Origin of the sequence: Phenylobacterium sp. (genome assembly GCF_004297125.1) — a bacterium.
Taxonomy (GTDB): Bacteria; Pseudomonadota; Alphaproteobacteria; order Caulobacterales; family Caulobacteraceae; genus Phenylobacterium.
The window spans coordinates 100,053-121,477 of sequence record NZ_SCVD01000026.1; the positions used below are offsets into that span (position 1 = coordinate 100,053).

The 21,425-nt window shown below is 67.3% G+C and carries 14 protein-coding genes; 4 read left to right on the top strand and 10 right to left on the bottom strand.

Annotated elements, in window-relative coordinates:
- Positions 1–68 precede the first annotated feature (68 nt).
- On the bottom strand, positions 69–2,855 hold the full coding sequence (locus EPO51_RS19355; RefSeq protein WP_293353618.1) for a TonB-dependent receptor: 2,787 nt from the start codon (positions 2,853–2,855) through the stop codon (positions 69–71).
- A gap of 342 nt (positions 2,856–3,197) precedes the next feature.
- Between EPO51_RS19355 and EPO51_RS19360 the strand changes: the two genes are divergently transcribed.
- The 3 genes from EPO51_RS19360 to EPO51_RS19370 are packed head-to-tail and all read left to right on the top strand — an operon-like array spanning position 3,198 to position 6,777.
- On the top strand, positions 3,198–4,310 hold the full coding sequence (locus EPO51_RS19360; protein WP_293353620.1) for a TIGR03364 family FAD-dependent oxidoreductase: 1,113 nt from the start codon (positions 3,198–3,200) through the stop codon (positions 4,308–4,310).
- On the top strand, positions 4,307–5,116 hold the full coding sequence (gene phnX, locus EPO51_RS19365; protein WP_293353622.1) for a phosphonoacetaldehyde hydrolase: 810 nt from the start codon (positions 4,307–4,309) through the stop codon (positions 5,114–5,116). Before EPO51_RS19360 ends, phnX begins: the two co-directional genes overlap by 4 nt.
- On the top strand, positions 5,113–6,777 hold the full coding sequence (locus EPO51_RS19370; RefSeq protein WP_293353624.1) for an alkaline phosphatase family protein: 1,665 nt from the start codon (positions 5,113–5,115) through the stop codon (positions 6,775–6,777). Before phnX ends, EPO51_RS19370 begins: the two co-directional genes overlap by 4 nt.
- Here EPO51_RS19370 and EPO51_RS19375 read toward each other — a convergent pair.
- The gene (locus tag EPO51_RS19375; protein ID WP_293353626.1) at positions 6,714–7,109 is read right to left on the bottom strand and encodes an MFS transporter; all 396 of its coding nucleotides are present in this window, start codon (positions 7,107–7,109) and stop codon (positions 6,714–6,716) included. The genes EPO51_RS19370 and EPO51_RS19375 overlap by 64 nt on opposite strands.
- A 443-nt stretch (positions 7,110–7,552) precedes the next feature.
- A complete protein-coding gene (locus tag EPO51_RS19380) occupies positions 7,553–8,365 on the bottom strand; it encodes an SDR family NAD(P)-dependent oxidoreductase (protein ID WP_293353628.1) in 813 nt (270 codons plus the stop codon).
- 115 nt (positions 8,366–8,480) lie between these two features.
- Here EPO51_RS19380 and EPO51_RS19385 point away from each other — a divergent pair, with 115 nt between their 5' ends.
- On the top strand, positions 8,481–8,852 hold the full coding sequence (locus tag EPO51_RS19385; RefSeq protein ID WP_293353630.1) for a winged helix-turn-helix transcriptional regulator: 372 nt from the start codon (positions 8,481–8,483) through the stop codon (positions 8,850–8,852).
- Between the two features lie 60 nt (positions 8,853–8,912).
- On the opposite strand, the gene EPO51_RS19390 is transcribed toward EPO51_RS19385, so the two are convergent.
- From EPO51_RS19390 to EPO51_RS19420, 7 genes are all read right to left on the bottom strand, one after another.
- On the bottom strand, positions 8,913–10,607 hold the full coding sequence (locus tag EPO51_RS19390) for a class I adenylate-forming enzyme family protein (protein WP_293353632.1): 1,695 nt from the start codon (positions 10,605–10,607) through the stop codon (positions 8,913–8,915).
- A gap of 196 nt (positions 10,608–10,803) precedes the next feature.
- A complete protein-coding gene (locus EPO51_RS19395) occupies positions 10,804–11,742 on the bottom strand; it encodes a helix-turn-helix domain-containing protein (RefSeq protein ID WP_293353634.1) in 939 nt (312 codons plus the stop codon).
- Between the two features lie 229 nt (positions 11,743–11,971).
- The gene (locus tag EPO51_RS19400) at positions 11,972–12,529 is read right to left on the bottom strand and encodes a cupin domain-containing protein (RefSeq protein ID WP_293353636.1); all 558 of its coding nucleotides are present in this window, start codon (positions 12,527–12,529) and stop codon (positions 11,972–11,974) included.
- A 95-nt stretch (positions 12,530–12,624) separates the two neighbouring features.
- Positions 12,625–13,662 (bottom strand): alpha/beta hydrolase, encoded by a 1,038-nt coding sequence (locus EPO51_RS19405; RefSeq protein ID WP_293353638.1) that lies wholly within the window; start codon positions 13,660–13,662, stop codon positions 12,625–12,627.
- Positions 13,663–13,707: 45 nt separating this feature from the next.
- Positions 13,708–15,888: a TonB-dependent receptor gene (locus EPO51_RS19410; RefSeq protein ID WP_293353640.1), complete on the bottom strand. Its 2,181-nt coding sequence runs from the start codon at positions 15,886–15,888 to the stop codon at positions 13,708–13,710.
- 449 nt (positions 15,889–16,337) lie between these two features.
- Positions 16,338–18,374: a S9 family peptidase gene (locus EPO51_RS19415; protein WP_293353642.1), complete on the bottom strand. Its 2,037-nt coding sequence runs from the start codon at positions 18,372–18,374 to the stop codon at positions 16,338–16,340.
- Between the two features lie 35 nt (positions 18,375–18,409).
- Positions 18,410–21,373, bottom strand: a complete 2,964-nt coding sequence (locus EPO51_RS19420) for a TonB-dependent receptor (protein ID WP_293353644.1) — start codon at positions 21,371–21,373, stop codon at positions 18,410–18,412.
- Between the last annotated feature and the right edge of the window lie 52 nt (positions 21,374–21,425).

Here is a 21,425-nt window from a genome sequence, read left to right on the forward strand (position 1 = left end):
CAGGACACCCCGGAAAGGCGCCCCGCCTCATCGAGAGGCGGGGCGCATAGCTGCGATACGCGGTCGCCTCAGAACTTGTAGCTGACCCCGGCGAGGTAGGTCGCGCCGCTCTGGTTCTGATTGTAGAGGTAGCGGTTCTGTCCCCAGAACTGGGTGTCCTTCTCGTTCGTCAGATTGATCGCGTTCAGCGAGACCTGGAGCGTATCTGTGACGTTGAAGAAGGCCGAGGCGTCCACATAGGTGGAGCCCTCGAAGCCGCGCGTGCTGGCGCTCATGAGATCGTCGCTGCGCCCAGTGTACCAGCGCGAACGGTGGCTCAGCGAGCCCCGCAGGCCCCAGCGGTCGGTCTCGTAATAGAGCGTGGCGTTGTAGCTGGTCTTCGAGAAGCCCGTGATCGCCTTGGGGGCGTCCACATAGGTGTAGTTAACCACCAGACCCATGTTGTCGAACGGCGCCGGGAGGAACGAGAACTGGGTCTGGCCCGCCAGTTCCAGGCCGGTCAGCTTGTTCGTGCCCGCGATGTTCACCGGCATCGTGAACTCCGAGACGATGCTGGCGCCCGTCGCGCCCGGAATGGCCGTGATGGGGATGCCCGTCTGGCTGAACGGGATGTTCTCGAGGGTCTCGGAGCCGATGAAGTTCTTGATGCGCTTGTGGAACACGCTGGCGGACAGCAGGCCCACCTGGCCGAAATAGTACTCCACGGACAGGTCCAGCGTGGTGTCCTTGTAGGGCTTGAGGTTGGGATTGCCGCGCGACGCGGTGATCTCGCCCGAGTCCGGATCCTGGAACGCGCTGCCTTCCGCCGCCATCGAACCCAGGCCCGGCCGGTTCAGGTTCTTCGTGGCCGAGAAGCGCACCAGCACTTCCGGCGTCAGTTCCAGCACCGTGTTCAGGGCCGGGAGCACGCCGGAATAGCTGCCTTCCACTTCGGTCGTGCCGAGATAGGCGTAGCTGTCGCCCTGGATCCAGCCGACGCTGCGGGTGTCGGTGCTGTAGCCGCGCAGGCCGATATTGCCGCGGAGCCGCATGCCCGAGAGTTCGGTGTCCCAGTCCAGCTGGGCGTACTCGGACACCGTCGCTTCCGTGGTCTTGTAAACGTTCTCGATGTCCTGCAGCGCCCCGCCCGTCCCGTCGACGTTGGGGCCGAGGCGATGGTATTCCCGGTACTTCGCGAAACCCTTGGCGTAGTCGCCGATCAACCACGAGCCGAAGTCGTTGGTGAACACGGAGGTGATGTCGCCGACCGAAGTACCTCGCGTCTTGGACCGGGTTCCGTTGACGTTGTCGTCATAGAAGATGTCGATGCCGCCCTGGGTGAACCGATGGTAGGCGACCCCTGCCCGCAAGGTCAGCGAATCCGTCAGTTCGTAGCTCAGGTTCACGACGCCCTCGTGCAGCTCGGACTGGTTGTTGAAGCTGCGGTAGTAGAAGGAATCCATGGCGTAGTTGGCCGGATTGGCGGGATCCCAGTTCGGATACTGGAACGACGCCGAACGGCCGTCGGCCCCGTAGTCGGCGATCAGGTTGCCCTTGGCCCGCATGTAGAACTTGTCGTCGTACGGCGTCTTGTAGGTCGACTTCTCCCAGCCGACGTGCCCGTCGATCGAGAGGCGCTCGGTCGCATCCCACTTGCCGGTCAGCGCGATCTGCTTGAAGCGCCCCTTGTTCAGCGACCGCCGATGCTCGCTGCCGAAGGTCGTGCCCGTGACGTCGGTCCGGGTGACGTAGTTGTCCTTGTCCCACTGGAGATCGTTGATCACCGACGCCGTGCGGAAGGCGGCCGGCCAGACTGCGCCGGCCGCGGTGTCGAACGCGACCGAGCCGGTGGAGGCCAGCGGCCGGGTCGCCAGGTGCAGTTCATTGCGGTGGGTGGTGAACTGGCCATACAGGCCATCGAGGGTGAACTGCAGATTGTCGGTCGGCTTCCATTGGACGGCGGTCGTCACGCCGAGGCGCTCCAGTTCCGCGTTCCAGGACGAGATGCGGTTGCCGTCGGCGAAGTACAGATCGCCGGACAGGAACTTGGCCTGCTGCGCGGCGCTCAGCTTGGAGATGTCGAGGCCCTTGGTGACCAGCCCCTGCAGGGTCGAGGCGCTCGCCCGGGTGTAGTTGTACGTGTTGTGGCCCTGCTCCGTGGTCTTGCGCTTGCCATAGGCGATCGAGGCCAGGACCCCGAAGGTGTCGTCCCAGTTCTGGCTGAACAGCGCAGCGACACGCGGCTGGGTGTCTTCCGTGTACTGGTTGGTGCCCACTTTGAGCGTCAGGGCGCCCTTCATGCCCGGCGCGTAGTCGAAGGGCTTGCCGGTGAACAGGCCGACGGTGCCGGCCATGCCGCCCTCGTTCTGGGCCGCCTCGAAGCTCTTCTCGACCTCCACCCGCGAGAACAGTTCCGAGGCGAAGATGTTGAAGTCGAAAGCCCGGTCGCGCGAGCGCTGGCCGCGGCTGTCCTGCGCGGAGTCGACGTTGCCCAGCACTTCCATGCCGTTGAGCTGCACGCGGGCGAAGTCCGGGCCGAGGCCGCGCAGCGAGATGCGCCGGCCCTCGCCCGCCTCGCGGTTGATCTGCACGCCCGGCAGGCGCTGCAGCGACTCGGCCAGGTTCAGTTCCGGGAACTTCGCCATGTCCTCGGCGACGATCACGTCCTTCTGGATGACCGATTCACGCTTGGCGTCGCGCGCGTCGCCCAGCGACTTGCGGTAGCCGGTGACCACCACCTCGTCGACCGCGGCCCCCGAGGCCTGTTGTGCGAGGGCTACGGACGATGAGCCGCCGACGGCCAGCACCGCCACGGTGCCCAGCAGGAAGCTCTTGAGATTCGGGCCCTTGGCTCGAACCGAATATCGCTTTGACATGAGTGCGCCTCGCCCCAACTGGTATGAACCAGCCTGTTAAAGCAGCGAGCCACGACACCCGCGTGACACCGCCGGATTCTCACGCCGAAATTCTCTGAAGAGCCCTGACCAAGTGACCTTGAGGACGGGGCGAAGGACGGGACGCCCGCCGCTCCTTCCACTCCGCTGCTCCTTACCTTGACGGACGGCTTTCCCGATCGAAGGCGCGGACCGATGGCCCACAGTCGCGAAACTGCAAACATCGTGCGATATTTGGTCTATACCAATGCTCGAGAGTTGAACGACGCCACATGGACTTTTGCGAAGACGTCGTTTCATGTTTGGCGAGACGGACGACCCGTGATGCGGCCTGACCTGATCGTCGTCGGCGCTGGCATCGTCGGGCTCGCGCATGCGCTGGCCGCCGCGCGGCGTGGCAAGCGGGTGCTCGTGCTCGATCGTGACGCGCAGGCCAACGGCGCTTCCATTCGCAATTTCGGCTTTGTCACCGTCACGGGGCAGGAGCGCGGGCGCGTCTGGGACCTGGCGGCCCGCAGCGCCGCGATCTGGCGCGACGTCGCCGGGTCGGCGGGCGTCGCCATCGAGCAGCAGGGGCTGCTGCTGGTCGCGCAGCGGCCGGAGGCGGTCGCGGTGATCGACGCCTTCCTGGCCACGGAGATGGGCGCAGCCTGCACGCGGCTGGATGCAGCGCAGATCGCAGCGGGCTGGCCGATGGTGCGCGGCGCACGCGCCGGGCTGCTGAGCCGGCCGGACCTGCGCGTCGACTCACCGCTCGCCATCCCGGCCCTGACCCGCTGGCTGGCCGCCGCGCATCGGGTCGAATTCGCCTTCGGCGTGGCCGTGCAGGCGGTGGAAGCGGGCCGCGTACGCACCTCCACCGTAACCTATGAAGCCGACGCGGTGGTCGTGTGCCCAGGAGACGACTGGGCGACGCTCTTCCCGCAGAGCTTCGCGGCGGCCGGCGTCACCCGCTGCAAGCTGCAGATGCTGCGCCTGGCTGCCCCCGGATGGCGCCTCCCCTCGCCGGTCATGAGCGACCTGAGCATGACCCGCTACCTCGGCTATGCCGCCCTGCCCGAGGCGGCGGCCCTGCGCGCGCGGCTTGAAGCCGAAGCCGCGGCGGCCCTCGCCCACGGCGTTCACTTGATCGCCGTGCAGTGCGCCGACGGATCGCTGGTGGTCGGCGACAGCCATGACTATGCGGCGACCCCCGATCCGTTCGCGGCGGCGGCGATCGAAGACCTGATCCTCGCAAGCTACCGGGACGTGCTGGGCGAACCACCCCAGGTGGTCGCGCGGTGGACGGGGACCTACGCCTCGGCCGCCGGCCACAGCATCGTCGAGACGCCGGCGCCCGGCGTCCGGCTGGTGGTTGTCACCAGCGGCACGGGCGCCTCGACGGCGTTCGCGCTCGCCGAGGATGTGATGGCGGACCTCCTCGGAGCGAATGCATGAAACCGCGACTGAAGGCCGTGATCTTCGACTGGGCCGGCACCATGATCGACTTCGGGTGCCGCGCGCCGGTGATCGCGCTGTGCGAGGTCTTCGCCGCGGCCGGCGTACCGGTCAGCGAGGCCGAAGCGCGCACCCATATGGGCATGGCCAAGCGCGACCATATCCGCGCCTTGCTGGGCCTGCCGCACGTCCAGGCGGCGTGGATCGCGAACCGCGGCGCAGCTGCGGAGGACGCCGATGTCGATGCGCTGTTCGCTGCGGTCGGTGCGCCGATGCGCGAGGCGGCGAGCGCCTGCGCCGAACTCATTCCCGGCGCCGCCGAGCAGGCAGCGCGGCTGCGCGCCAGCGGCGTCGCGATCGGATCCTGCACGGGCTACACGCGCGAAATGATGCAGGACATCCTGCCTCTCGCCGCGCGGCAGGGCTACAGCCCGGACAATGTGGTCTGTGCGGGCGAGACGCCTTACGGCCGGCCCTCGCCGCTGATGCTGTGGAAGAACCTGATCGACCTCGGCGTCTGGCCGGCGGCCGCGTGCGTCAAGGTGGACGACGCCGAGGTGGGTATCGCCGAAGGCCTGGCCGCGGGCGCGTGGACCATCGGCGTCGCGGCGAGCGGCAATGGGGTCGGCCTGTCACGCGAGGCGCTCGACGCGCTGCCAGCAGAGGACCGGGCCGACCGCATCGCGCGCACCCGAGCGGCGCTCATCGAGGCCGGCGCGCACGCGGTCATCGACACCGTCGCCGACCTTCCCCTGGCGCTCGCCGAACTTCCCATCGAGCTTCCCGAGTCCTGGAGCCTGTCATGAAGACCCCGATCCGGCGCTTCCCGCTTCTGCTCGCGCTCATCGCCGGTCTGGCGGGCGCGGTCTGCGTCAGCCCCGCGGCGGCCGCGAAGGCGGCCCACGTCATCGTCATCGGCGTGGATGGCCTGAGCCCCGACGGGGTGATGAAGGCCGACACTCCCGTCCTGCATGACATGATGGCGCGCGGCAGCTGGAGCCTGCACGCCCGGGGCGTGCTGCCGACCACCAGCGGCGCCAACTGGGCGTCCGTGATCAATGGCGCCGGACCGGAGCAGCACGGGGTGACCAGCAATGACTGGCAGGTAGGCGAGTTCAACTTCCCCACGTCGGTGGCCGGTTCCGGCGGCTTCTTCCCGTCCATCTTCCAGGTGCTTACCGACCAGAAGCCGGAATGGAACGTGGGCTCGATCTATCACTGGGAGGGCTTTGGGAACCTCTACGATCACCGGTTCGTGGACTACGACGTCCACGGCACGGACGAGGACGAGACGGCGGCGCTGGCCGTGGCCTACATCAAGGCCAAGCGGCCTGAATTTCTCTTCGTTCACTTCGACAATGTGGACCACGCGGGACATGCCGACGGCCATGGAACCGCGCACTACTACGAGGCGGTCGCCAAGGCCGATGAGTTGATCGGCCGGATCCGGCAGGCCACGGTCGACGCCGGCATCGCCGACCAGACTGTGATCCTCGTGACCTCCGACCATGGCGGGGTGGGCAAGGGGCATGGAGGAGAAAGCCTGGCCGAACTGGAGATCCCCTGGATCGCCTACGGCAAGGCCATCAATCCGGGCGTCCAGCTCGACCTGCCGATCAATACGTTCGACACCGCCGCCACCGCCGCCTGGCTGCTTGGCGCGAAGGTCCCCTTCGCCTGGCTGGGCCGGCCGGTGACGCCTGCCCTTCGGGGCGAAAGGGTTCCGGAACAGGCCTACCGATCCAGCAGCTTCTACGCCTCGCCGGTCATCGAGCCCGCGGCCGACGGCAACGCCCCGCCCGGAGGGCTGTTCGTCAACCGACCGGCGCGGCTGACCATCCGGAACCCGAACAGCACCGGGGAGATCCGCTACACGTTGGACAATTCCATCCCCACCGCCGCGTCCTCGCTCTATGCCGGCCCGGTCGAGATCACCCGCAACACGATCGTGCGCGCCACGCTCTTCGTGGCTGGCCAGGCCGCAAGCGTTCCCGCTACGGGCTATTTCCGCATCCTGGACGCGTCAGGCCCTCGCGCACGAGGCGTGGACTACAAGGTGTATCTGCTGCCGGACCCTGCGGTACGCCTGCCCGATTTCTCCCGCCTGACTCCCGTGGCGTCGGGCATATCGCACGAACTGACCGTCGCAGGGCTGACGCTCCCGCGTGAGGACAATATCGCCGTGGTGTTCGACGGCGACCTCCGCATCACGGTCGCTGGCGCCTATAATTTCGCGCTCGCCTCGGACGACGGCAGCAAGCTGTACATCGACGGCAAGCCGGTGGTGGACAACGATGGCGACCACGGCGTGGTCACGGCCAACGGCCGCATCGACCTGAAGCCCGGCAAGCACGCCATCCGGGTGGAGTGGTTCAACGGCGGCGGCGGCGCCTGGCTGGGCGCCTATTTCGAAGGCCCCGGCATCCCCCGCCAGTTCATCGATCCAAACCTGCTGACGCCGCAGTAGGGATGGCCCGGCCGCCCCGGCGAAGGGGGCGCGGTCGGGGCGCCGCCCGCCGGGATCAGGCTCATGAGCCCGAGCAATCCGTCGCTCTCGACGTCACGATAGTCGAACGACTCCAGTGCTGCGCCGAGACCAAGGCCGCCCATGGCCAGCGCGACCTTCGCCGTCGCGGTGAAGACCCCGTAGGCCATGCCCTCGCGGCCGCGCGCATCCCGCGCGACCACGTCGCTGAATGCGCCCCAGAGCACCATGCCGACCCCGCCGCTGCCGAGGCCGAAGAGAAAGGCGGCGACCGTCAGGCTCTGGGGTGCGCCCGGCGCCAGGACCTGCGGCATCGACCCAGGGATGTCCGGAACGCCTGCAATCTCCCGCCTCATTGAGTGTCCGGGAGGCGGCCTTACATCCTGGCCGCCTGGCGGAGTCAGCGACACCGTCTCCGTCACAGATCCGGAGGCGGGTTGGGGGCGGCTGATCGACCTCGGCTCCAATGTGATCATGACCGATCGTCCGGAGCACCTTCTCCGCCACCTCGAACGGACAGGACGGCGGTGTGCAGCGCCCGGGTGCCGGGAAATGGCGCCCATGCCCACCCTGCGTCGCCCTAGCGCCTTCGGGAGATGTCGATAGAGGGCCACTTCGGACCTCGGGCGCCGCACGGGGAGTGGACGTTCAGGCCTTGCTGATCCCTTGGGCCCGTCGATGTCGAGGTGTTCCGCGCTCGAAGGCAGTCGGCGACCGGGCAAGGTTGGGGCGCTGGCGGCCAGCAGCGCCCCGGGCGCTAGGAGCGGAGGCCGTAGCGAGGAGCCGGCCTGCCGTCGAACATCGCCTGGAGGAGGGTTGCGGCCACAGCCTCGTAGTCGCGCATGCCCGAAGCATCCTGCAGGGACGGGGCGGTGACGAGTTCGCCTTGGTCCAGCCCCGCGAGCGCGGCGTCCACGCAATCCTCGGTCGTCATGACAATGCTGTCGGGCAGCGGGTCCAGCTCAGCCCCGCCCGCGACATCCCAACCTTCAGAGATCACCGCTCCCGGCAGGACGAGTTGAACGCGAACGGCCGTCGCCTCCACCTCGCTCTGCAGGCTCTGCGTGAACAGGTACACATAGGCCTTCGTGGCGCCGTAGACCGGAATGCCTGGGTAGGGCGCGAACCCTGCCCCGGACCCGACGTTGATGAGCACGCCCGAGCCCCTTGCCTTGAAGGCGACCAGGGCCGTCTTGGAGAGCGCCGTCAGCGCCGTGACATTGAGGGCGATCATCCGCACCATCACATCGTCCGGGGTCTCGGTCAGAGGCTTCAAGGCCGAGAAGCCCGCGTTGTTCACCAGCAGCGAAACCGATCGGTCGCGTGAGATGCGATCGGCGACGGCGGAGACGCCGACCTGCTCCGAGAGGTCGGCGACCAATACCTCGGTGCAGACTTGAAATCGGTCCGCGAGATCGGCCGCGATCTGACGGAGCCGATCTTCGCGGCGCGCCACCAGCACGAGATCGTAGCCCCGTCGCGCGAGGCGCTCGGCATAGACCTTGCCGATCCCCGACGAGGCGCCGGTCACGATCGCGACACCGAGTTTGCTTGCAGAGGAATGGGCCAACGCAGTCTCCTGAGAACGGTCGCCGACTTGGCGATCTCTGGCGTCGGAAGTATAATCCCTATACTTGGTGTCAATTAGGCACCTAGTATACACTAGGTATACTCTAGGAAACCGCATGCCCTACACAGAAGAACAGGTGATCGAGACAATACCGGTCGTTCGTCCGGTGCTCGAACAGATCGCCCACCGGTGGTCGATACTGGTGCTGACGTTCCTCTGCGAGGAACCGAAACGATTCAATGCGCTCAAGCGCCGCCTGGACGGCATCACCCAGAAGGCGCTCACGGAAACGCTCCGGCGCCTGGAGAGAAACGGCCTGATCGATCGCAGCGTCACCACGACCTCGCCGATCGCGGTCGTGTACTCGATCACCCCCCTGGGGCGGACCCTGCAGGAGCCGTTCCTGTCGCTGTACGATTGGGCTCTGAACCATCAAGGCGATCTGCGCGACGCTCAAACGCGCTTTGACCGGCGCCGGCCTGATTGACCGGCGCAGCGCCAACGCCGACGGCGGGGCGGCCGCAAGAAACCTCCTACGTTTGACGGCTCAAAGGACCCTGTCCGCCACCGGCCCCTCCAGCCTTTGGAGCGCCTCCTCCCGCAGCTGGCGTTTGAGTATCTTTCCCGACGCGATCCTTGGGAGCGGCGTCGTGGAGACGTGGACGTAGCGAGGGACCGCGAACTTGGCCAACCGGGATCCCAGGAAGGTCCGCAGCTCGCGCTCCGGGATCGGACGCCGGGCATAGAGGGTGGCGCCGACCTCTTCGCCGAGGCGCTCGTCTGGCACCCCATAGACGCTCGCCTCGAGGACGTCCGGATGTTCCAACAACGCAGCCTCGACGCCGCCGCAGCCGATGTTCTCACCGCCGCGGATGACCAGGTCCTTGATGCGGTCCACGATATAGACGAAGCCGTCCTGGTCGACGTAGGCGACATCGCCCGTGCGCAGCCAGCCGTCTACGAACGTCTCGGCGTTCGCCTCCGGGCGTTCCCAATAGCCGCGCATGATCGAGGCGCCGCGGATCTGCAGTTCGCCGCGCGACGTGGCCGGGAGCACCTTGCCGTCTTCGTCCACGATGCGGATGTCCAGCACCGCCGAGACGCGGCCGGAACTGGCGGGGTGGCTCAGGTAGTCAGGACCTGCGACGCCGGTTCCGATCGCATTGGTCTCGGTCATGCCCCAGCCGGTGTTCGGTGCGGCGTTCGCGAACGTCTGGTCTATGGCGCGCACCTGCTCAGGCGCTCGAGACGCTCCGCCGCCCCCCACTACGGTCAGGGACGTCAGGTCGGCCTCGCGGTCCCGCGCGACGCGGATCAGGTCCCCCGTCACCGCCGATGGACCGTTGAAGAGGGTGATCTGCTCCCGGGCGATGATCTCCACGGCCGCCTCTGCATCCCATTTGTACATGCAGATGATCCTGCGGCGGCGCCGATAGCTGGCGAGCAGGTTGAAGTGCAGGCCAGAGACGTGGAACAGGGGGATCGCCAGGAGCGCCGATGGCTGCCCTGCGTCCGGCTCGGGCGGCGGCGCGTTCCCGGTCAGTATTCCCGCTTCCGCGTCCAGCTCCCAGGACATGAGGGCGCTGATGATGTTCCGGTGCGTCGAGACCGCGCCCTTGGGGCGGCCGGTCGATCCGGACGTGTAGAGCATGATCGCGTCGTCATCGGGCGAAAGCTCAGGCTTGGGCATGGCCGCTGCGGCGTAGGCGGACAGGACAGCTTCATAGCGGCGTGCCTCGACCGGAAGGGACTCGTTCGCACGCACGGCGATGACTTGCAGCCCGGCGGGCACGTCACAGGCGGCGAGTCGCTCCAGGCGCTCTTGGTCCGCCAGCAGCACCTTGGGCCGGCAATCCTGCAAGGCGAACGCGAGCTCGTCGGGCTGCCACAAGGCGTTCATCGCCACGGCGATCGCGCCGATCGAGGTCGCGGCGTTGAAGGCGATGATCCACTCCGGATAGTTCCGCATGGAGATCGCGACGCGGTCGCCCTTGGCGACCCCGCAGGACTCCACCAGGGCCGCCGCCAGTTGCCCTGATCGTCGCCAGACGTCTTCAAAGCTCAGGTGCTCGTCCTGATAGTTGACGAAGGCAAGCGGGCTCCGCGCCTCTTCATAGAGGTCGCGCAGCGTGGCGGGCGCATTCGCGAAGACCCGGACGGGACGTCCCAGCGCCTCGGTTTCGATGAGTTCGTAGGGCTGGCCCTCGGCGGTTAGGGTCTTGAGCGCTTCATCCCAGGTCATTCGCGTCATCCTTTCCTCGCGCCCTCGGCTCTTTTCAGGCTCGCAGCCGCGTCATCAGTTTGCCAAACAGGTCCCAGCGGCGCCGATGCGTCGCCCAGGCTTCAGAGTTTCGGGGGGTCTAATGCCCGGGCGCGGGTCGGCGGCGTCTCGCAGCGCCATGCCCTGGGCGGTCGAGACCGTCTCTAGGGTCGAGCCATCACGACCGCGATGATCGCAGGCCGGCGCGGTACTGGCTCGGCGAGGCGCCCAGCCAGTCCTGGCAGCTACGCCACAGGCTCCGCCGGTCGGACCATCCCAGTTCTGCGGCGATGTCGTCTAGCCGTCCATCCGTCGAGAGGAGGGAGACGAGCTTACGACGACGGATGTCCTTCGAAAGCTCGCGGAAGCTGGTGCCCGCAAGGCTCAGACGCCGCTGAAGCGTCGCGGGGCTCATCCCGAGCGCCTTGGCCGCGTCGGGCCGGGACAGGTCGCCGTTGCCCAGCAGGTGGGCCAACTTCTCGACGGTCGGGGAGGTTGGAGGCGACGTGTGCGAGATCGTGCGCTCCATAAGCCCCTCGAACGCGGTAAGGTCGTGCGCCCCCCACCGCGTGTACTTGCGCCGTCCCAACGGCGTCGCCAGATCCGCCTTGTCGTAGACGATGGTCAGGCCGAACCCCGATCGCGTCTGGTTGGCGGCGAGGCCCGAGACCATGCTTCCGTCCCGGTCGCTGAGACGCGAGGATAGCCGGACCCGCACGGGACGCAGGTCCTCGGCCGTCTCCCACAGCAGCACACAGTGGAACACCATGGCGATGAGCTCGAGGTAGCGCTCGCGCCGTTCGGCCATCGCCTCGGACTCGCCCGGGAAATCGAAGTTCAGGTGCACGCCGTCGGACCCGTGACCAACGCTGACGACGATCCCCGTGCGCAGAACCGGAATCAGCTCGGCATATCGCTCCAGCCCCTCCAGGAGGGTGTCCATCTGATTGACCGCCGCGAAGATGACGCTGAAGCTGGACTTGGGCAGGCGGTCGGGCGTGCAGCCGTGACCTTCGTCATCCGTCAGGTTGATGTTGGTGAGGAGCAGCCGCCAGAAGTCGAGCTTCGCGATGGTCGCCGGAAGGGGCTCTGTTCCCTTTACGGTGCCCGCACCCATCAGGAGCGTCCGAGCGCGCTCTTCACCGAAGAAGTTGGAAACATAGTACGACGACAACGACCTGTTGTCGGGAGGCACGACGCCGGCGGCGGGAGCCTTCGGCGGCGTCCGATCCGCAGCACGCCGCCCCGCCTCGGACCTGTGGCGCTCAGGCTGGGCCCCCGCCACCCGCGTCTGGCGCGGGGCTTCCGCCCGACCGCGGGAGGGTCTTGATGCTTGACTGGCGAACTCAGGTTCGTAGGCCATCGAACGCGGCTTTCGCTTGCTCCGGAGTGAAGACGCCCGCGTCGAGCAACCGCTGGATCGCCTCCGGCGAGCCCTCCGCGGTGGGAGCGTCACCGACGTTGATACCCAACAACAATCCTTCGTCTTCTCCAAGAGGGGCTTCGACACACTCGAAACGCCGAAGCACGCCGACGGGACAGGCGATGACGTCTTTCGGCCCCAGCACGACGCCGTCCACGCCGCTGTCGAGCTCCCATTCCACCCTCCACCGCCCCTTGATCGCGATGAAGGTCTCCACCGTGTCGTGGGTGTGCATGGTCACGCCCTTGCCGGGTTCGGCGCTGATGTAGGCGACGACGATCCCGGCCCTCAGGTGCGAGACGGCCGCAGGCGCATGGTCGTCGAACGGTGAGTCCTGATTGCCGATGACATTGCGCAGAACGCGGCGCCCCTCCGGCAGCAGCATGTCCGGGAAGCCCTTCTCCTGGCGCTCAAGATCGTCAAACCGCGCCAGGCACCTGTCCATTTCGGCGCGGCTGGGCTTCACAACGGGAATGGCCATAGTCGTCTCCGTCTAACGAAGGTTTGGGGGGTCAACGGGCGCCGGTCGAACCGCGGGAGCCTGGGGGCTCGCGATCACGTCGTCATGCGGCGCGCTCACTGCGAGGTCCGCGCGAAGTAGGCGATATCGTTCGCCGTGCTGTGGCTGACGTTCGGCGCGCATGCCGGAAAGACCTCGGTGGCATGCACCGTCCCCATCACCTGGCGACATCTGGCCTGAACGCCGCTGCGCAAGAGCAGGCGATAGAAGCTAATTCCCTCGTCGCGCAGCGGGTCGCACTCGTTGACGCTGATCACCACGGGCGGCAGCGCCTTCACGTCCTCTTCCGTCGCGAACAGCGGCCAGGCCAGGGGGTCCCGCGCCTGGAACGCCTCGATGCCATAGCCGTATGTGAACTGATTGTTGTGGAGATCGAGGAAGATCCCGTTGTTCTCAAGGGACGACGGGTGCTCCTCCGAGGGCCAAGATCCCGCGATAAACGGGCACAGCGCGTAGACGCCGCTGTAGAGGTTCCCGCCCTCCTCGCGCATCAGTTTCATGGCGGTGGCCAGCGCCAGGTTTCCGCCCCCGCTGTCGCCGCAGATCACGATCCGCTTCGCATCGATGCCGAGCTTGCCGGCATTCGCATGCACCCACCTGAGACCGGCGGCGCAGTCGTTCAGACCGGCCGGATAGGGCGCGACTTCCGGCGCCGTCGAGGGGAAAAGCGCGTTCCGAAAATCGACCATCGCGACCGCCACGCCCTGGGCTGCGATGATCTTGCCCCAGGCGCTGTAGTGATCCATGTACGCCGAGTGCACAAGCATCCCACCGCCGTGTATGTAGTATACGCAGGGTAATGGATGGTCACCCTTGGGCCTTATATACTGGATATTGACGCGGTTGCCGTCCGGGTGGGACGCGAAAGTCTCCGTCGTTACGACGAGATCGGCCCATGCGGGATGGTCGACCGGCGCAGTGCTTCGATAGAAGGCAACCTCCTCCTCGAAGGCGGCAAGGACTTCCGGTCCGGCGAAGAGCGCCAGCAGTTCGTCGCGGTTGGCGACGTCCGGCCCCACTTGTCTGACGAAGTTGCGAAACTTCTCTTTGATCCGAGGGTCGATGCGAGGATCGTCAAGCAGTTTGGACGACATGAACTCACTCTTCTCTTGCCGATGGGCGGAGGAATTGAGGGCGGTTCAGTATTTGTAGCCGAGCGTGACGCCAACTTGTCGGCCCGGCTCGAGGACCGCCATGGCGGGAGAGCCCAGTACGGCCGAGTAGACGATCACGTTCGACCTGATGCTGATGTCTGTGACGTTCGTGGCGAACAGGTTGACGTACCAGGGTCGCCGCGAATCCTCGTAGCGCAGCGACAGGTTCAGCTTGCCGATCGCAGCTTGAGACGAAACCGGGATGTTGAATTCCGAGAAGTAGATCCTCGACTTCCAGTCGTACCGCGCGCCCAGCGTCACCACCCCTGTCGAGACCGGGAGGTCGAGATAGGCGCCGACGCTGGCGTTGTACTTCGGCGCCATCGGCAGCCGGTTGCCGGCTAGGCTCAACAGTCCAAGCGAAGGCCGCGAGGAGTCTTCCGTCATGAACTCGTCGAACCTTGCGTCGAGCCAGGCTCCGGACAGGTCGAGGCGGAAATTCTCCGCGGGCCGAAGCACAGTCTCGACCTCGACACCGTCGATCGTCGCGCGCGCCGCGTTCGTGACCTGGCTGCCCAGACCCACGATCTGATTCACCTGCAGGTCCTTGTATTTCATGTGGAAGGCGGACAGGTTGGCCTGCAGGCGGCCGTCGAGCCAGGCGCCCTTCAGGCCCGCCTCCAGGTTGGTGTTCGTCTCCGGCGCGAACGCCGGCGCGAGGCTGCCGACGGCGAAGCCGCCGCCCTTGTAGCCCTTGGCGTACTTCACGAAGCCCGTGACGGTGCTGCTGAGATCGTAGCTCAAGCCGGCCTCGTAGGTCAGGCGATTCCAGGAGCGCGCCTGGGACAGCGTCTGGAGGGGGTTGTAGACGCCATACTCGTCGGTCGACTTGCGGTCCTTCGTGTATCGCGCCCCGGCAAACACCTTGAACCCGTCGAAGAACTCGTACGTGGCCTGCCCGAAGACCGCATGGGACCGCGTGCGCAGCACCCCTCCCTGGGCTACCGGCATCGGGAAGGTGCTGATCGGAACGCGGATGTACTGGAAGCTGTGCTCTGAGTAGTAGTTTGCGCCGAGCACATAGGTCAGGGGCCGGTTCGCTGGCGAGGTGAACAAGGCTTCGGCAAAATACTGCTGCGCGTTATGCCCGAACTGCGGATCGTAGAAGTTCGCCGGCGTGCCGTCAGCTATGTCGGTGTAAACGCGGTTCCGATTGTAGGACAGCAGCGCCCGAAGGTTGCTCGCGCCCAAGGCCACGTCCGTAACAAGGTTGGTGGTGAACGAGCTCACTTCTCGCACGCCCTGGGTGGCGTAGGTCGTGCGATTGTCCATGTCTCCGGTCGGCTGCCCCTGGAGCGGCCCAGGAAGCGGGATGCTGGGATCGGGCGTTCCGATGAAATACTGCGCCTGACCGGCATCATCCTGCTTGTGATACTCGACGAGCAGCCGGCTCTTGATCGTCGAGTTCGGCTGCCATTGGAGTTGGACGCGCGCGCCGTAGGCCTCCGTGCCGTCGAGGCCTTGCGGACCGCCCGGCAGGAGGTTCTTCGAATAGCCCTTGTTGTAGTTCTGGTGGACGGCGAGGCGCCCCTGAAACCGGCCGTCCGCGGTGAGCGGGCCGCTAACGAACCCCGAACTGCGAACCAGGGCCGGGTCGCCGCCAAGCGTCAGGTCGCCGCCGTAGTGCAGGTCGGACGTCGGCGTGTTGGGCACGACATTGATCGCCCCACCCGTGGCGTTGCGGCCGAAGAGCGTGCCCTGCGGCCCGCGCAGGATTTCGACCCTGTTCACATCCAGGAACGAGCTGATGACGAGGCCGCTCTGCCCGAGATAGACGCCGTCCGCGTTCACCGCGACGCCGGGATCGGATCCAGAGGCGGTCAACTGCGTATTGCCGATCCCTCGGATCGTGACGTTCGCGGCGTTCGCAAAGGCGCCGATCTGGATGTTCGGGCTGATCGCCGTCAGATCGGTCAGGGACGTGACGTGGGCCTCCTCCAGCGCCGCGCCCGTGTAGGCGGACACCGCGGTCGGCGTCTTGCGGATGCTCACCTCTCGCCGGGAGGCGGTGACGATCACCTCGCCCAATTGGACGTCGGAGGACGGCGACGAGGCAGAAGCTTCCGCCGCGGGTTCGGGGCCGGTCGGGCCCGCCGCAAGGGCGGGATGCGCTTGCAGAAATGTGAGCGCGCAGCCGATCGAGCTCGTCACGAATAGAGATCTCATTGGTCCTCCCCCTCGCCTCTAGTGGGCCAGTGCTTGGGGGCGTTAAAGGCGACCGCCAGTGCGAAGTCGATGACGCGAGCGTTCAATCGAAAGGTCGCAATTTGGCTCACGCTGGCGCCAACTGCGCGGCCAGACTTGGTATCGCGCGGTCCTAGATCGTGGTGCTGCGGAGATCACACCAGTCATGATGGACGGCACGAATAGGTAGCCCCCCGGCCGGCCGGCGCACGACCTGCTGAGCACCGCCAGGACAAGAGATTGGCGGCGGCGCCGAAGGCGGACCGTCGTCTCGGCCCATCGTCCGATGACTCGGAAGGCTCCTCACCCGCCCTCAAGGCTCAAAGCCCGGCAAGCCTGGCGCAATGTGAGCGTCCGCCAGGCGCGACTGGGGACCTCGCGGTCTTCACCTCGGGCGCTGCTGGCGCGTGAGGTCAGGCCCCATCGCGGAGCTAAGCCGTCGGGCTCGCCTGGGGCGGTGCGTACCGCTTCAGCCAGCTGAGCACCTCTGCGTAGCGATGCAGCGCCGAGGCCCGCGACTCCGGCGTATGGCCGTCGTCAGGATACCTCAGGAACCGCGCGGGTACGTCGAAGCTGCGGAGCATCGAGAACAAGGCTTCGGCGGATAGCGGGACCATGGCGCCGCGTGCGGGGTTGCCGACGATGATCAGGGTCGGCGTGCGGCTCAGATACCCGTCGAGCATGAAGTGGTTCGTATAGGCCTCCGGTCGCTGTGCGATGGTGGAGATCCCGAACTTGCCCAGATGCTCGCCTGTGGCCGCGCCGGTGATCAGGGCCAGATGCGTCGGAAGGGCCCCGGCAGGAATCGGATCATGCACGATGCCCGCCGCGTAGCGATGGGTGCGCGTGAGCAGGTAATTCACGCGCCCGCCCCCCGCGCTGTGGCCCATGATCCCGACCCGCCCGGCATCGACGTAGGAGCGCCTCGCCAGCCAGGTCACGCCGGCGTCCACGTCGTCGGCGTCCGGAACCATGCCGGAGACGTCCCAGTCGTCGCGCGCGTAGCGCGCCGCGGCGACGGCCGGCCCATACTCGCCGGACGAGCGCATGTCGGGGACGAAGACGAGGTAGCCCTGGGCCGCCAGCAGGTGCCAGCCAAGCGGCGAGCCGGGGCTGAAGAGACTGCGGAGCTTCAGCGATGAGCCCGGGCCGCCGCCGTGAACGTCGACAAAGACCGGATATTTGCGCGTGGGATCGAAGTCCGGCGGGAAGATGAGGAAGCCCCGCACCGGAAGGCCGTCGGTCGCCCGCCAGGTGACGGGCTCGAAGGCGCCGAGGCGGAACTGCGCCGCCGGATCCTGAAGCACCTTTAGAACGGACTCCTTCCCCGTCCGGAGATCTCGTACCCGCACGTCGCGCCGACCGGCGCCGTCGGCGGTCTGGTAGCTGAGCCGGTCTCCGTCCGGCGAGAGTTGCACATCGAAGTGGTGACGCGCGCCGGAGGTCAGCGGCCGTATCGTTCCGCCCAGGTCCGCCGCGTGGATGCGATTGAGCCCCCCGTTGCGCGCGACAAAATAGAGCTCGCGGCCGTCGCGCGCCCAGATCGGCGCGCCCGACAGATAGTGCTCGTGGGTGAGCCGCCGCACCGCGCCGCTCTCGAGATCGACCACGATCAGGCTGACGAAGTCCTCCCAACGCTGGCCGTCGACATCGACGTTGAGCGCCAGGCTCCGCCCGTCCGGCGAGATCGAGGGTCCGGCGGACTGCATGGCCCCCGGCTGGCGATAGACCTCCGAGATCTCGCCGGTCAGGACGTCGAGCCGGCGCACGGCCGTATAGGTCTCATGCCCATAGTGGGGCATGCGCACCGGAACAAAAAAGAACGCCGCACCCGCCCCCCAGGAGCCCTTGAACAGCGTGTCCTCTGGCACGCTGATCTCCTGCAACGTCCGACCGGTCGCCACCTCGAACACCACGACCCGATGGCCGTCGAAGCCGCGCTTCGTGCGGGAGGTCGCGTCCGCGAACGCGCCGACGTCCTGGAAGCGGACGCCCCCGGCCGTCGTCACCGGCGGCGGGACGGGTTCGTCCGGGCCCCTGATGGTCTCGATGATCGCGACCCATCGGCTATCGCGCGACCAGCTGGCGGGCTGCACCAACAGCGCCCCAGCCGTCGCCACGCCCAGCCGGCGCTGCCGCCCCGACGCGAGCGCTTCGAGCCACCAGCCACCGTCCTGGCGGAAGACCAGGTGGCGGCCATCCGGCGACGGACTGGCGTCCGGGCGGCCGGGGGACAGGATCTCTCGCCCGGTTTCGACCTCCAGGCTCCAGCGCGCCGGCGCCGCACCCTCGGCCTGCACGACACCCGAGAGCCGTCCCTCGCCGCTCCACATGACAGCGTCGAGGTTGGGCGCCATGCGCTCCAGCGCCGCCGGCGTCAGGGGCGCCAGGGCCCCGGTCGGGGGCGATCCCGACCGGGGCGTCCGCGCCAGCGCCTTCGGTCCACCGACACTGAGCGCCAACGCCAAGAGCGGGCTCCACACCCCACGACGAGACACCCGCATCACCAGGCCTTCGTCAGCTGGACGGAGACGAAGCGGCCGAGCGGTTCGGCGTTCGCGGTGTCGTAGCCCACTCCGGCCGGGGAGTCGTAGAACGGCGGCGCGGTGTTGAAGAGGTTCTGCACCGAGAGGCTGAGGTCGACCCCGGCCAGGGCGCCCTTGGAAGGCGGCGTCCATCTCAGCTGCAGATCGACTGTCGTCAGGGAGTCGATCTTCGGGACGCCGCCACCGCCGTAGTCGTCCGTGTAGTTCAGGGTCACGGAAGCCCCATAAGGACCGCGACGCCACGAGCCTCGCATCTGGGCGCGGAGATCGACCGGCTGCCCCGGCCTGTCCAGCAACTGGAACGCCGGGGCGTCCGGTGTGACTTTTCGCCGATACTGGGTGAGGTAGGTCGCGTTTGCGTCCACGTCGAAGTGATCGGCCCCAACGTCGAATCCATAGTTGGCGCTGAAATCGACGCCCTCCACGCGCAGGCCACCCGTGTTCAGATAGCGCCCATCGACCACCGCGTAGTAGGCGTTCGCGGGGAACTGGCCGGTGACGCCGTACTTCTCCAGAAGGGCCGAGACGCTCGCCAGGTTGGTGGTGCTGGTCGGATCGACGCGGGTCACGAACGTGGCATAGACCGGACTGCCCAGCGCGTTGGTGATGTCGTCATAGACCGGCGTGCCGATGCGGTCCCGGAAGCGGATATTGAACCAGCCGGCGGACATGTGCAGCCCCGGCACGGCCGCCGGCGTGTAGTCCACACCGGCCGTCCAGGAGCGGGCGTGCTCCGGCTTCAAGCCCACGTTGCCGCCGTAGCGCAGGAGCACCAGCTTCTGCACGCCGCCGAGGTTCAGATAGGCGCCGCCGCCGCCTTCGGTCTCGAACCGTTCTGCGAGGGAGGGCGCCCGGAACGAGGTTCCATAGCTTCCCCGCACGAGGATGTCGGACATCGGCGACCAGAGGACGCCGACCTTCGGATTGCGGGTCGATCCGACATCGTCGTAGTGCTCGATCCGCGCCGCCAACGAGAGTTCGAGCCGCTCGAGACCCGGGCGGCGGTTCGCGGGACCGAAGAGCGGCGCACGCACCTCAACAAAGCCGGCTGCGATCTTGCTGTCATAGGGTCCCGCCAAGGTGACGGTGGGGACAGTGCGCGAGGTCATGCCGACGGTCAGGAACTGAAACCGCTCGCGCCGCAACTGCCCGCCTACGGCGATCTTCACCGGGCCGCCCGGGAGATCGAAAAGCGCGCCGTCGACCTTGACGTTCACGGACTCCACCCGGCTGCGCGACTTGCTTTTCGACCAGCCGCTGCCGACGAAATCCAGGATCGCCTCGCTGTTGGCTGCGCCGTCGCCGTAGGGATTGAAAAAGCCCGACACCGCCGTGCTGAACGAGGTGGTCGGGTCGTCCGGGATCATGCCTATGGCTTCCTGGAGGAACCGGCTGTTGTAGCGCCGATCCACGTCGCGGTGCGCCGCCTCCGAGGCGTAGGCGAGGTAGGTTTCGGCCTGCCAGCCCCGTGGCAGGTCGATGTCGACGCCGAGGGAGGCGCCGAAATTGTCCGAACGCCCATCGCTGTGGATGGGTCCGAGCTCGTCCGTGAAGCTGTAGCCGACGACAGAGGACGTCGCGCCGTTCGGCGATACGAAGAACGGGTTGCGGCGGTCCACCGCGATCAGCGCCACCGTCCCCGGGAGGTTGTGGGCGAAATCACGACGGCTGAACCGCGCATCCCCCCGGACGGTGATCCCCGGGGTCACGGCCTGGCCGAAACTGGCGAAGAGACTGTCCCGCTCCTGACGCGGCAGCATATCCGACCGGGCCCGTTGGTTCTCGAGGTTGACCTGACCCTGCCGGAAGCTCGCGGGCGTGAGGCCAAGACCGTTCTGGCCCGCGGGAATTGCATAGGCCGGGATGTAGGACGAGGTCGCGTCCAATAGCATGATGTTGCCCGGGTGACTGTAGAACAGCCGGTGGTCCGTGCCCCCGAGCGCGCGCAGGTCCGCCGTCGCCGTGTAGGCTCGCGCTTCGGCCGGCAGGGCGTCGCGTTCATAGTGCTCATAGGACAGCACCAGATGGCCGCCGCCCCAGGTCCAGCCGCCGGTGTGATCGACACGGAGCTCGCGCGCCTTGTCACCTGCGGCGGCCCCGACCCGCACGCGACTCTCCTGGCCCTGGAAGTCATCGCGCAGGATGATGTTCACCACCCCGCCGACCGCGTCGGTCCCATAGAGCGCCGACGCCCCGTCCAACAGCACATCGACCCGGGCGACGGCCGACGACGGGATCGCCGAGACGTCCGCAAAGTCGCCGTGAAAGCCGGTGCCGGCCATCCGCCGGCCGTTGACGAGCACCAGGGTCGAGCTCGGGCCAAGACCGCGCAGGTTGATGCCGGTGGAGACATTGGCGTTGTTGCCGCTACCGTCGGTATTGGCGAGATAGGTGTCGGCGGACGCATTGCCGCCAAAGGCCTGGGGCAGATCCGTCAGCACCTCGGCGATCGTCGCCCGACCGCTGCGTTCGAGATCCTCGCGCGACACCACGTGAAGCGGCGACGGGCTTTCGCCGCCGCGGATGAGCGAGCCGGTCACCAGTACTTCGCTCACGGTCTCAGCGGCGACGGGCGCCGCCGGGAGCTGGGGGCTGGAGGACGCCTCCTCCACGATGATCACGCCGCGTTCGCCACGCCGCGCCGTCAGTCCCGTGCCCCGCAGCAGGATGTCGAGACCCGCGTCTGCGCCGTAGCCGCCTTTCAGCGCCACGCTGGTCCGTCCCCGGGCGGCCGCGCCCTGGAAGATCACCTGCTGCCCCGACTGCCGCGCGAACGTCCGAAGGGCGGCCGCGAGGTTTTGCGCTGGGATATCGAAGGCGGCGACCGGCGCCCGAGCCTGGGCCAGGACGGGCGCGCTCGCCCCCAGCAGGACAAGCGCGGCGCAGGTTCCCAGCGAACGACGGCGGAGTGTGGACGGCATGGCAGATCCCCCTTTGACGCCATCCCCGAATTCGACAGCGCTCTAAGGGCTA